Source organism: Sphingopyxis sp. (genome assembly GCF_051861155.1).
Lineage (GTDB): Bacteria > Pseudomonadota > Alphaproteobacteria > Sphingomonadales > Sphingomonadaceae > Sphingopyxis.
The window spans coordinates 367,393-379,802 of record NZ_JBHYDE010000004.1 but is presented as its reverse complement, the minus strand read 5'-3'; the positions used below and the strand labels follow the sequence as shown (position 1 = coordinate 379,802).

At 66.5% G+C, this 12,410-nt stretch carries 13 protein-coding genes; 3 read left to right on the top strand and 10 right to left on the bottom strand.

Annotated elements, in window-relative coordinates:
- Positions 1–176: 176 nt before the first annotated feature.
- The 5 genes from ACTIFP_RS10000 to hisG form a co-directional block, all read right to left on the bottom strand.
- On the bottom strand, positions 177–2,294 hold the full coding sequence (locus ACTIFP_RS10000; protein WP_439568564.1) for a sodium-translocating pyrophosphatase: 2,118 nt from the start codon (positions 2,292–2,294) through the stop codon (positions 177–179).
- A 179-nt stretch (positions 2,295–2,473) separates the two neighbouring features.
- Positions 2,474–3,403 (bottom strand): thiamine-phosphate kinase, encoded by a 930-nt coding sequence (gene thiL / locus ACTIFP_RS09995; protein ID WP_439568563.1) that lies wholly within the window; start codon positions 3,401–3,403, stop codon positions 2,474–2,476.
- A 130-nt stretch (positions 3,404–3,533) separates the two neighbouring features.
- Positions 3,534–3,983, bottom strand: coding sequence for a transcription antitermination factor NusB (gene nusB / locus ACTIFP_RS09990; protein WP_439568562.1), 450 nt, complete (start codon positions 3,981–3,983; stop codon positions 3,534–3,536).
- Positions 3,984–4,100: 117 nt separating this feature from the next.
- Complete coding sequence (gene hisD / locus ACTIFP_RS09985; RefSeq protein ID WP_439568561.1) at positions 4,101–5,399, bottom strand: histidinol dehydrogenase; 1,299 nt, start codon at positions 5,397–5,399, stop codon at positions 4,101–4,103.
- Positions 5,386–6,048, bottom strand: coding sequence for an ATP phosphoribosyltransferase (gene hisG / locus ACTIFP_RS09980; protein ID WP_439568575.1), 663 nt, complete (start codon positions 6,046–6,048; stop codon positions 5,386–5,388). Before hisG ends, hisD begins: the two co-directional genes overlap by 14 nt.
- Before the next feature lie 38 nt (positions 6,049–6,086).
- Between hisG and ACTIFP_RS09975 the strand changes: the two genes are divergently transcribed.
- Complete coding sequence (locus ACTIFP_RS09975; protein ID WP_439568560.1) at positions 6,087–7,166, top strand: DUF2332 domain-containing protein; 1,080 nt, start codon at positions 6,087–6,089, stop codon at positions 7,164–7,166.
- Between the two features lie 30 nt (positions 7,167–7,196).
- Here the strand turns inward: ACTIFP_RS09975 and ACTIFP_RS09970 are convergent, their stop codons facing one another.
- Positions 7,197–7,715 (bottom strand): DUF1465 family protein, encoded by a 519-nt coding sequence (locus tag ACTIFP_RS09970; RefSeq protein WP_439568559.1) that lies wholly within the window; start codon positions 7,713–7,715, stop codon positions 7,197–7,199.
- 32 nt (positions 7,716–7,747) lie between these two features.
- The gene (locus ACTIFP_RS09965) at positions 7,748–7,948 is read right to left on the bottom strand and encodes a YdcH family protein (protein ID WP_439568558.1); all 201 of its coding nucleotides are present in this window, start codon (positions 7,946–7,948) and stop codon (positions 7,748–7,750) included.
- Between the two features lie 122 nt (positions 7,949–8,070).
- Between ACTIFP_RS09965 and ACTIFP_RS09960 the strand changes: the two genes are divergently transcribed.
- Positions 8,071–8,229: a YdcH family protein gene (locus ACTIFP_RS09960; protein ID WP_439568557.1), complete on the top strand. Its 159-nt coding sequence runs from the start codon at positions 8,071–8,073 to the stop codon at positions 8,227–8,229.
- Positions 8,230–8,278: 49 nt separating this feature from the next.
- Here the strand turns inward: ACTIFP_RS09960 and ACTIFP_RS09955 are convergent, their stop codons facing one another.
- The 3 genes from ACTIFP_RS09955 to ACTIFP_RS09945 all read right to left on the bottom strand — a co-directional run bounded on the left by ACTIFP_RS09955 (position 8,279) and on the right by ACTIFP_RS09945 (position 10,976).
- The gene (locus ACTIFP_RS09955) at positions 8,279–8,758 is read right to left on the bottom strand and encodes a PilZ domain-containing protein (protein ID WP_439568556.1); all 480 of its coding nucleotides are present in this window, start codon (positions 8,756–8,758) and stop codon (positions 8,279–8,281) included.
- Between the two features lie 15 nt (positions 8,759–8,773).
- On the bottom strand, positions 8,774–9,235 hold the full coding sequence (gene dksA, locus ACTIFP_RS09950) for an RNA polymerase-binding protein DksA (protein WP_439568555.1): 462 nt from the start codon (positions 9,233–9,235) through the stop codon (positions 8,774–8,776).
- 715 nt (positions 9,236–9,950) lie between these two features.
- A complete protein-coding gene (locus ACTIFP_RS09945; RefSeq protein WP_439568554.1) occupies positions 9,951–10,976 on the bottom strand; it encodes a hypothetical protein in 1,026 nt (341 codons plus the stop codon).
- An 86-nt stretch (positions 10,977–11,062) separates the two neighbouring features.
- Between ACTIFP_RS09945 and serS the strand changes: the two genes are divergently transcribed.
- Positions 11,063–12,343, top strand: a complete 1,281-nt coding sequence (gene serS, locus ACTIFP_RS09940; RefSeq protein WP_439568553.1) for a serine--tRNA ligase — start codon at positions 11,063–11,065, stop codon at positions 12,341–12,343.
- Positions 12,344–12,410 lie beyond the last annotated feature (67 nt).

The following is a 12,410-nucleotide window of genomic DNA, read 5'->3' as shown; positions in this document are numbered from 1 at the left end:
GGGTGAACAGTCCCCCGGACTGTTCAGGTCATGCCGGGGGCATGACCGACCCGGCACTCCTGAAGGGGAGGGCGTGATTGTTTCGCTACGTCCGCTCACCACCCCAAAACCGACCAGCAAAAAAGCCCCGCCGGATCGCTCCGACAGGGCCTTTTCATGCCCGCAGGCAGCGCAGCTTACGCCGCCCCGTGCGCCAACGCCGCGAGGAGCAGGATCGCCACGATGTTGGTGATCTTGATCATCGGGTTGACCGCCGGACCCGCGGTATCCTTATACGGATCGCCGACGGTGTCGCCAGTGACGGCAGCCTTATGGGCCTCGCTGCCTTTGCCGCCGTGGTTGCCGTCTTCGATATACTTCTTGGCATTGTCCCATGCGCCGCCGCCCGAGGTCATCGAGATGGCGACGAACAGCCCGCCGACGATCACGCCGAGCAGGAGCGCGCCGAGCGCTTCGAGCGCCGCGGCCGGTCCTGCGACCGCACGGATCACGAAGAACACGACGATCGGCGCCAGCACCGGGAGCAGCGACGGAATGATCATTTCCTTGATCGCCGCCTTGGTCACCAGGTCGACCGTGCGCGCATAGTCGGGCTTGGACTCATAGGTCATGATGCCCGGGTTGTTCTTGAACTGGTCGCGAACATCCTTGACCACCTCACCCGCGGCGCGGCCGACCGCGGTCATGCCCATCGCGCCGAACAGGTACGGCAGCAGCGCGCCGAGCAGCAGCCCGACGATGACGTAGGGCGACGACAGCGAGAAGGTCAGCGGTTCGGTCAGCCCCAGCGCCGCCGAATATTCGGTGATGTCGGCCGTATAGGTGCCGAACAGCACCAGCGCCGCCAGACCCGCCGACCCGATGGCATAGCCCTTGGTCACCGCCTTGGTCGTGTTGCCCACCGCGTCGAGCAGGTCGGTCTTTTCGCGCACCGTGTCGTCGAGCCCCGCCATTTCGGCGATGCCGCCGGCGTTGTCGGTGACCGGGCCGTAAGCGTCGAGCGCGACGACCATGCCGGCCAGCGCCAGCATCGCGGTTGCCGCAAAGGCAATGCCGATCAGCCCCGCCAGCATATAGGCGATGATGATGCCGGCGCAGATCACCAGCGTCGGCAGCGCGGTCGATTCCAGGCTGATCGCCAGCCCCTGGATGACGTTGGTGCCGTGGCCGGTTTCCGACGCCTTGGCGATCGAGCGCACCGGGCGATAGTTGGTGCCGGTGTAATATTCGGTGATCCAGATGATCAGCCCGGTGATGACCAGCCCGAGCAACGAGCAATAGAACAGCGACCGACCGTTGAAATCGGTGCCCGGGATCAGCGCTTCCATGCTGCCCAGCGCATATTGGGTCGAGAACCAGATCGCCGGGATCGACAGGATCGCGGTGACCAGAAAGCCCTTGTACATCGCGCCCATGACGTTCGTCCCGTTGCCGAGGCGGACGAAATAGGTGCCGATGATCGACGTGATGATGCACACGCCGCCCATCAGCAGCGGCAGGCTCATCAGCGGCAGCAGCATGTCGCCCGCGCTCTTCAGCAGCAGCGCCATCAACACCATGGTGGCGCCGACGGTGACGACATAGGTTTCGAACAGATCGGCGGCCATACCGGCGCAGTCGCCGACATTGTCACCGACGTTATCGGCGATCACCGCGGGGTTGCGCGGATCATCCTCGGGGATTCCGGCCTCGACCTTGCCGACCAGGTCGGCGCCGACGTCGGCGGCCTTGGTAAAGATACCGCCGCCCAGACGCGCAAAGATCGAAATCAGCGAGGCGCCGAACGCGAGCGCGACGAGCGCATCGACCACGGTGCGATCCTCTCCGCCGACGGTGAACCCGCCGGGGCCGATCAGATACCAGAAAAAGACCGAGATCGCGAGCAGGGCGAGCCCCGCTACCAGCATGCCGGTGATCGCACCGGCGCGGAACGCCATGGTCAGGCCCGCCTGCAGCCCGGTCTGCGCCGCGGCCGCGGTGCGGACGTTGGCTTTGACCGAAATGTTCATGCCGACGAAACCGGCCACGCCCGACAGGACGGCGCCGATGACAAAGCCGGTCGCCGAAATCGCGCCGAGGAAAAGCCCGACGAGAATGGCGACGACGACGCCGACGATGGCGATGGTGCGATATTGGCGGCCCAGATAGGCCTTGGCGCCTTCCTGGATGGCGCCAGCAATTTCCTGCATCTTTTCATTACCCGCCGAGGCGCTGAGCACCTGGCGCGAGGTAATGAAGCCATAGAGCACGGCGATAAGGCCGCACGCTATCGCGATCATAACCGGATCAATCATGAATTTCCTTCCCCATTGAGCGGGGCGGAGTCAGGTGAACAGTCGAGCACGTCCGACTTATGATTGCCGGTTCGCCCTCTCCCCTGATGCGACCGCCCCTAAATTTGGACGCCGCGTTATGGGAAGAAAGAATGCCAAGGGCAACCCCGGTTTTTCGGCACTTTTGTAACGGTTTCGCGTCAGTGTGTGAAACCGAGACGCTCGGGCAGCGCGATGCGCTGGGCGCGGTGCGTCAGCACCAGCCCCTCGCCCACCCCGACATGGCCGATCGGCGTCGCCATGATATTCAGCCCCGCCGCAATCTCGCGGATCGCCCCCGCGGCGCCCGGATCGGCAGCGAACAGCAGCTGATAATCGTCGCCCGCGCTCGCCGCCGCCAGCCGCGTGTCGACCACATCGGGCCGCACCGCGAGCAGCGCCGCCGACAGCGGCACCGCCTCCAGCATCAACACGAATTCGCACCCGCTCGCCGTCGCCATCCGCGCGGCATCGATCAGCAGGCCGTCGGATACGTCCATCATCGCGTGGACATGGCGCGTCACCGCCTGGCCAAAGGTCAGCTGCGGCTGCGGGCGGCGATAGGCGGCAAGGCAGGTCTCGTTCGCCTCCTCATGCCCCAGCCGCATCGCGAGGCCGAGCCCGGCATTGCCGATCGATCCGGTCACCCACAGTTGATCGCCCGGCTTGGCCCCGGCCCGCGACGGCGCCCCGCCCGGCGGCGCGCGGCCGATCGCGGTCAGGCCAAAGCTGCGCGGCGCACCCGCAGGCGCGCGCACCGTGTCGCCACCGAGCAGGATGACGCCGAAACGGCGCAGCGCGAGATCGAGGCCTTCGACGAACGCCGCGTCCCATTCGTCGTCGCCGAGGCTGTAGCCGACGAGCACCCCGACCGGCGCCGCGCCCTTGGCGGCCAGATCCGACAGGTTCACCGCGACCAGTTTCCACGCCACATCCTGCGGCGTGTCATCGGGCAGGAAATGAATTCCCTCGACGATCATGTCGTGGGTGAGGACCAGCCCCTCCCACTCGGCGGCGTCATCGGCCAGCCCGCGCGCGGCGGGATCGGTGGCGATGGCGCGCAGACGGGCGATGAAATCGGTTTCGGACATGATGCGAGTTTAGCGCGAATAAACGGTCTTCGATAGCTGTGCCCCTGCGAAGGCAGGGGCCCATCACCGGTCGGAGCAAGGGCGCGCGGGCAGATGATGGGTTCCTGCCTTCGCAGGAGCGCGGCGGCCTCTATTTCGCCCGCACATCCTTGCCGATCGCATCGAGCAACCCATTGGCGAAACCCGCTTCGCGCGCGTCAAAAAATGCCTTCGCGACATCGACATATTCGCTGACCACCGCGCCGACCGGCACGTCGCCGCGCGCGATCAGTTCATAGGCGCCGGCGCGCAATATCGCCTTCATCGTGCGGTCGAGCCGCTCCATCGACCAACCGCTGGCCAGTCGCGCGACAATCGCCGCGTCGATCTCTTCGGACCGGGCCAGCGTGCCCTTCACGATGTCGTCGAAGAACGCGACGTCGGCGTCGGCATATTCGGCGTCCTCGATCGTCGCGCCGATGCGATGCTGGTGAAATTCGTGGATCAGCTTGGCCACCGGGGTCGCTTCCATCTCGTGCTGATACAGCGCCTGGACGGCGGCGAGACGGGCGGCGGAGCGGGATTGAGCGCGTTTGTTCATGGCTTCTGCTTCTAACTCAATTCGTCATCCCGGCGAAGGCCGGGATCTCAACCTCGCATAATAAGGCACCGGCGAGATCCCGGCCTTCGCCGGGATGACGAAAATGGGGGTTCTAGACTAGTTTTGCTTCAATCGGTTCTGAACGCTCAGCGCATGCGCGGGAAGCCCCTCGGCCCCGGCGAGCGCGACCGCAGCGGGGCCGATCGCGGCAAGACTGGCTTCGTCGAGCGCGAGGAAGCTGGTGCGCTTCATGAAATCGCTGACCGACAGCCCGCTCGAAAAGCGTGCGCGGCGCCCGGTGGGCAGCACATGATTCGGGCCCGCGACATAGTCGCCGATCGCCTCGGGCGTATACCGCCCTAGAAACACCGATCCCGCGTGGCGCACCCTGCCGAACAGCGCATCGGCTTCGGCGGCATCGACCGCGAGTTCGAGATGTTCGGGCGCCAGCCGGTCGCAAAGCGGAATCGCATCGGCGAGCGTCGGGACGATGATGATCGCGCCATTGGCGTCCCAGCTTTCGCGCATCACCGCCGCGGTGCCGAGCGTCGGAATGATCGCGTCGACCGCTGCCGCCACGGCGTCGGCAAGGCCCGCATCGTCGGTGAACAGGATCGACTGGCTGGTCGGGTCATGCTCGGCCTGGCTCAGCAGGTCGGCAGCAATGACGCGCGGATCATTCTGGGCATCGGCGACCACGACAATCTCGCTCGGCCCCGCGACCATGTCGATGCCCACGACGCCGTAAGCCTGTCGCTTCGCCTCGGCGACCCACGCGTTGCCGGGGCCGGTGACGACGTCGACCGGCGCGATGCGGCCGGTGCCATAGGCCAGCGCCGCCACCGCCTGCGCGCCGCCGATGCGCCATATCTCGTCGACCCCGCCGATATGCGCCGCCGCCATCACCACCGGATTGACCTCGCCGCCCGGCGTCGGGGTCATCATCACGATCCGTCCCACCCCCGCGACCTTCGCGGGCAGGATGTTCATCAGCACCGACGACGGATAGGCGGCGCGCCCGCCGGGGACATAGACCCCCGCAGCATCGACCGCGTTCCAGCGGGCGCCCAGCCGTGCGCCGGTGGCATCGCGATAGTCGCGGTCCTCGGGCAGCTGCGCGACGTGATAGGCGCGGATACGCTCGGCGGCGAGGTTCAGCGCGTCGCGCAATTCGGGCGCGAGCGCCGCATAGGCCGCGGCGCATTCCGCCTTCGAGAGGCTCCAGCCGCTGGCGTCCAGATCGAAGCGGTCAAACTTCGCGGTATAATCGGCCAGCGCCGCGTCGCCCTCTGCCTTCACCCGCGCGATGATCGCCGCGACGTCGCTCGACACATCGGCATCGCTCTCGCGCCGGTCATTGACCAGCGCGTCGAACGCGGCCGCGAAGCCGGGTTCGGAGGCATCAAGCCGCCGCATCGCCCTGTCCCACCGCCATACGGAACCGCTCGACGAGCGCTGGCACCTCGGCCGAGCGCAATTTGAACGCGGCGCGGTTGACGATCAGCCGCGCCGACACGTCGCTGATCACCACCTGCTCGGCCAGCGCATTTTCGACCAGCGTCCGCCCGGTCGAAACCAGATCGACGATGTGCGAGGCCAGCCCCAGCTTCGGCGCAATCTCCATCGCGCCGTTCAGCTTGATACATTCGGCCTGGATGCCCTGCGCCTCGAACCAGCGGCGCGTCGTCGCGGGATATTTGGTCGCGACGCGGATATGGCTTTCGCCCAGCCCCGGCGGCGGTGCATCGGCGGGGCCCGCCAGCGACAGGCGGCAATGGCCGATGCCCAGGTCGACCGGTGCATAAAGCTCGCTGTAATCGAACTCGTCGACCACGTCGGACCCAACGATGCCCAGCTGCGCCGCGCCATGCGCAACGAACGTCGCCACATCGAACGCGCGGACGCGGATCAGCGAAATGTGCGGCTGGTTCGTCCCGAACACCAGCGCGCGGCTGCTCTTGTCAAAGAAATCCGCCGCGGGCTCGATGCCGACGCGCGCGAGCAGCGGCAGCGCTTCGTCGAGGATGCGCCCTTTCGGGATGGCAAAGATGATCGGTTCGGGCATAAACGCCGTGCCCATAAGCGGCGACGGGAGAAAGGGCAATGAGCGAGCGCTACCAAAAGGTCGACATGGGCGAGACCGGACCCGCGGCCGTCCGCACCGCCTTTGCCAATCAGGTGCTCTATTGCCGCGCCAATGGCGCGCCGGTGACCGCGCGCGTCGTCGCCGCGCTCGGTGCGCTGATGGCCAAACCCGCCAGCGAATTCGCCCGCCGCATCGCCGACTGGCCGGGCGCTCCGCTCGCCGATGCGCTGCCGCTGCGCGCCGCGGGCGGTATCCACGCGCTGCATCTGGCGGGCAGCGCGCACGAACTCGCGCCGATCTATGCCGACGCCGATGACATCAACGACGCCGCGATCGTCGCCGGGGTGGTAGCGCGGCACGAGGCGGCGCTGCTCCCCTGGCTCGACGGCCCGCCGCAAACCAACGAGGCGGGGCGCTCGTCGAATTTCGTCGCCGCGATGCTGTGGCTGGCCGATCAGGACTTGCCGCCGCGTTTCGACTGCCTCGAAATCGGGTCGAGCGCCGGGATCAACCTGATGATCGACCGCTATCATTACGACCTCGCCGGGGTGAATGTCGGGCCGCGCCCGGGCGTCATGGCCTTTACGCCCGACTGGCGCGGCGATCCGCCGCCGCAACATAATATCGGCTTTGCAGGCCTCAAAGGCTGCGACGTCGCGCCGGTCGATCTGACCGACCCGGCGCAGGCGTTGCGGCTGAAAGCCTATATCTGGCCCGAACATCATATCCGCTTCGCGCGGATGGAAGCCGCGATCGCCGCCGCAACCAATGAGGCACCACAGCTGATCCACGCCAACGCCGCCGATTTCGTCGCCGCCGAACTCGCCCGCCCGCAGGCTGCAGGGGTGACACGGGTGCTGATGCACTCGATCGTCTGGCAATATGTCCCCGCCGACCAGCAAGCGCGGATCACCGCCGCGATGGAAGCCGCGGGCGCGCGCGCAACCGCGGAGCGCCCGTTGGCCTGGATCGCGCTGGAGGCCAACCGGACGGTGCATCACCATGAGCTGGTCGTCCGACACTGGCCGGGCAGCGGCGAACCGGTGAAGCTGGCGCACGCCCACGCCCATGGCGCGTGGGTGGAATGGCTCGCTTAAATCCCCTTCCCTTTCAGAGAGGGAAATCAGCTAAAGCCGCGCCTCTAGCTGCGCGAGCAGCCGTTGCACCGGGGTCACCGCCCGCGGCGTATTCCAGCCCGCTTCGATCTGCGCGATCCGCTCGAACAGTCGCTCGCTCGCCGCGATGATGCGGCGCACCGATTCCTCAAAGCCCGCGCAAATGTCCCAGTCGGCCGCGACCGGCTCGCCAATCCGCGCCGCGCTGTCGCTCGGCCCCGCGCCGGGGTCGCCGGCGATCATCGCGCGGCGATGGAGCAGCCACGCGATGACGTGCATCAGCCGCGTCGTGGTTTTGAGCGATTCGCACGCCAGGCTGATCTGCATCAACCCGTCCCGCCGGACATCGCCCAGTTCGCGCTGCGCGGCAAAGGCGGCGTGCGCCTCGTCGGCGAGCACCATCGCCTCGACATACAGATTTTCGATCTGCGCACGCTGCACCGGTGCTGCGATTGCCATCATGTCGGGATGTCGGGCGACCATGTGCCAAGGGATGCCATGGCTGCGCAGCAATGCAATGGCGGTAACCATGAAATTGCGACGCGCGATCGTCCCGTTTTGATTCACGCGATAATATCGGGAACCAGCTGATCCTCGCACCAGGCGATTTCATCGCGCAGGCGCAATTTGCGTTTCTTCAGCCGTGCCAGCTGCAACTGGTCGGGGACCGCCGCGATGCCGAGCGCGATGATCGCAGCGTCGAGGTCGCGATGCTCGATCCGTAACAGTTCCAGGCGCTGGGTGATTTCGTCGGGGCTCACCATCGCTTCCCTGCCACGTTCACCACTGGTCCGCAACGGGGACCGGCTGACCGAATCGCGACGACATTCGCCCCGATTCGTGATTTACTCGGTCCTGCCAATCGAGTCGAAAAGGAGAATGGCCCATGAGCACGTCGCATCTTTCCGCCCTGAAGTCGCGCCACGCGAACCTTGACGAGAAAATTGCGAATGAAGAGCGGCGCCCCGCCCCCGACATGGCCGCGCTGGCGCATCTGAAAAAGCAGAAGCTGAAAATCAAGGAAGAGATGCTCGCGATCGCCTGACGATCGCCTGCCGCTACCGCCCCGCTGGTGCCGCCCTATGCAGGACGCATCAGCGCCGGCGGTACAGCGGCCCCCGCTCTAGCCCCGAGCGCCGCAGATGCGGCGGCAGATCGGACTGCGACACCACCTGACGACGCACCGCTTGCGGATCGATCTGATGATCGAACGCGATCCCGAATTTGCCCTCGCCCGCCCACACGACGCGGCCCGGGACGGGGCCGACATTTTTGAGGTCGATCTGGATCGTTGCGCCCTGGTCGACGCGCACCTTGCCCTCGGCCAGCATGCCGCCCGGCGACAGGTTGCGCACCCGGACCACCACCGCATCGGGGTGCCCCGGCAGCATCAGGCTGGCCTGCATGAACAAGCTGTCTCGATCGGCGCCGCGCGACAGCGCCGCCACTTCTTCATCTGTCGTTATTGGTCCGCGCGATTCCATTGCGACCTGTTCCCCGCGTTGAGTGTCAGGTCGCGAATCTAGAGCCCAGCCGTTGCCGAAATGTAAATTGCCGATGGGTGAATCGGACATTTGCCCCAAAGCGGATCAATCCTCGCGCGAAATCCGCTCGTTACGCTCGTGGCGTTCCTGTGCCTCCAGCGTCATCGTCGCGATCGGACGCGCCTGCAGCCGCGCCAGCGAGATCGGTTCGCCGGTGACCGCGCAATAGCCATATTCGCCCTCGTCGATGCGGCGGATCGCCGAATCGATCTTGGCGATCAGCTTGCGCTGGCGGTCGCGGGTGCGCAGTTCGATCGCCCAGTCGGTTTCGCTCGACGCGCGGTCGGCCAGGTCGGGTTCGCGCAGCGGCCCGTCCTGCAAATGCGCCAGGGTCGATTCGGATTCGGACAGGATCGACTTTTTCCAAGCGAGCAGCAGGCCGCGGAAATATTCCTGCTGCCGCTCGTTCATAAACTCTTCGTCGTCGCCAGGAACATAATCCGTATCGAGATTGGATCTGGCTGCGCGAAGCGCGTCAGCGCCAACGTCGGCAATCTTGGTCGGCATGAGGGGCTCTCGCGTCCTTTCCTGTCACCCCGCGGGCCGTCAAGCGGTGCGGGGAGTGGCGCGCCTATAACCAGCCGCTGGTTTCGATACAAGCGCCTAAGCAGCCGATAGCGACGGGGCGTGAAGCGCGGCTGAACGGAGCGCCGGCCTGGAGCGATTCCCGCCGGTTGAGCGCGACCCGCGGCGCCGCTTCGGCGACCCCGATTTAGGGCCGAAGATTAACCAATCGCATAGAATCATTGCAGTTTCCGTACTATTTTGGGACAAGAACCGCCATTAGGGTTGATTCCGGCGCCCTTTTCCCGCTGTCGGACAGGCAAACGCGGTTAACGCAATTGCCGCGTTCGCAAAGCTTTGACCTTTTGAGGTATAGCGAAGGTGAAACGGGTGTCGGTGGATGGCGCTTTGCACCTGCAACGGGAAAGAAAGAGAAACCTATGTCTGTCCGAATGGCCCTCGCCAAGCTTTGCGCCTGCACCTGCGGCGGCGCGATCATCGGTAGCGGCGCGATGCAGATTGCGGACGTGCCCAAGGCGCGGGCCCAGACGGTCAAGTCCTGCTCGCCCTGCGCCGGCAAAAAGGTGGTGCGCAAGCGCCATGCGGCGCGCAAGCCGGTCAAGCGGATCCGCCGCGTCGTCACGACCAAGCGCATCATCCGCACCGCCACCCCGCAGACGCAGGTGGTGACGCAGACGATCCCGCTGCCCCCCATCCCCTACGCCCCTTTCCCGCAGCGCGGTTTTGAAGGCGGCAGCAGCGGCGGCGGCGTCACGGTGATCGGCGGCGGCTTTGGCGGTGGATTCGGCGGCGGCTTCTTCGGCGGTTTCTTCGGCGGTAGCAGCGGCGGCGGCAGCAGCGGCAGCATCGTCGTCACCTCGACGACCACCGGCGGCCTCAGCACGACCAGCAGCAGCACCTCGGGCGGTGTGTCGACCTCGACGGGCGGCGTCAGCACCTCGACCTCGACCGGCGGCGTGTCGACCTCGACCGGCAGCGTCAGCACCTCGAGCGGCGTTTCGACCTCCACCGGCGGCGTATCGACGTCGACGGGTGGCGTTTCCACCTCGACCGGCGGGGTCAGCACCTCGACCGGCGGCGTTTCGACGTCTTCGGGCAATGTCTCGACGTCCTCGGGTAACGTCTCGACCTCGTCGGGCAACGTCAGCACCTCGTCGTCGAGCAGCAGCTCGTCTTCGAGCTCGTCCTCGTCTTCCTCCTCGTCCAGCTCGTCGTCGTCGGGCGGCAGCTCGTCAAAGGGCGGTTCGTCGCATGGCAGCTCGGGCTGGGGCAGCTCGTCGCACGGCAGTTCGGGCGGCTCGAACGGTTCGAGCGGCAGCTCGGGCGGTTCCAGCAGCAGCAGCTCGGGCGGGTCGAGCAGCTCGTCGTCGAGCTCTTCGTCCTCCTCGTCGTCGAGCAGCAGCACGTCGAGCGGCGCGACCTCGTCGGGCGCGACCGGCGGCAGCAGCAGCTGGGGTTCGACCGGCAGCACGGGCAGCACCGGTTCCTCATCCTCGTCGTCGAGCAGCAGCTCGTCGTCTTCGTCGTCCAGCTCGGGTGGCAGCACCAGCAGCTCGTCGGGCAACCCGCCGACCCCGGTCCCGGCGCCGCCGATGATGCTGTTGTTCGGCGCCGCCGCCGCCGCGCTCGTCGCGCGCCGCCGCGCCGCCAACCGCAACGACAAAAACGCCGACGCGGCGTAAGCGATCCACTGGAGGTCGGGGGGGCTAACCCGGACCACCACACTGAAGGGCCGCCTTGCGAGGCGGCCCTTTTTTCATGGTCGCGATCGGGCTTGCACCCCCCGCCCGGCAACGCCATAGCGCGCCCATGCACGATATTCGCCTGATCCGGGAAAATCCCACCGCCTTCGACGCCGGCCTCGCACGCCGCGGCCTCGCCCCCCTGTCCGCTGGCATCCTGACCGCCGACGCGTCGGTGCGCGCGCTACAGACCGAAATTCAGGCCGCACTTGCGCGCCGCAACGAAGCGTCGAAGCTGATCGGCCAGGCGATGGCAGCGGGCAACAAGGACCAGGCCGATGCGCTGAAGACCGAGGTTGCCACACTCAAGACCGCGCTCCCCGACCGGGAAAATGCCGAACGCGAACAATTGGCGGCGCTGCAGGACGCGCTCGCCGCGCTCCCCAACCTGCCCGCCGCCGACGTCCCCGAGGGCATGGACGAAGACGGCAATGTCGAAATCGCACGCTGGGGCGCCCCGCGCAGCTTCGACTTCACGCCGCAGGAGCACGCTGACTTCGCCCCCGCGCTCGGGCTCGATTTCGAAACCGCCGCGAAGATGTCGGGCGCGCGCTTTGCGTTCCTGAAGGGCCAGATGGCACGGCTCGAACGCGCGCTCGGGCAATTTATGATCGATCGGCAGACGATCGACGCGGGCTACACCGAATGCGCCACCCCGCTGATGGTCCGCGACGAAGCGGCGTTCGGCACCACCCAGCTCCCCAAGTTCCGCGAAGATCTGTTCCAGACCACCGACGGCCGCTGGCTGATCTCGACGTCGGAGATGAGCCTGACCAACGCGGTGCGTGAGGACATCCTGCCCGATGCCGACCTGCCGATCCGCATGACCGCGCTCACCCCCTGCTTCCGTTCCGAAGCCGGGTCGGCGGGGCGCGATACGCGCGGCTATATCCGCCAGCATCAGTTCTGGAAGGTCGAGCTGGTGTCGATCACCCGCCCCGAGGACAGCGATGCCGAGCTGGAGCGCAAGACGCGCGCCGCAGAGGCGATCCTCGAGGCGCTCGAGCTGCCCTATCGCAAGATGCTGCTGTGCGCCGGCGACATGGGCTTTGCGGCGCGCAAGACCTATGATCTTGAGGTGTGGCTGCCCGGCCAGAACGCCTATCGCGAGATTTCGAGCTGTTCGAACTGCGGCGATTTCCAGGCTCGGCGCATGAACACGCGCTTCCGCCGCGAGGGCGGCAAAAACAATGAATTCGTTCATACGCTCAACGGGTCGGGCCTCGCGGTCGGCCGGACACTCGTCGCGGTGCTGGAGAATTATCAGCAGGCGGATGGGAGCGTCATCGTTCCCGACGTGCTGCTGCCGTACATGGGCGGGATCACCAAGCTGACGCCGGCCACCTAAACCATCCTCATCCCGGGCTTGACCCGGGATCCCGCTTTGCGACGTTGAAAAGCAGGATCCCGGGTCA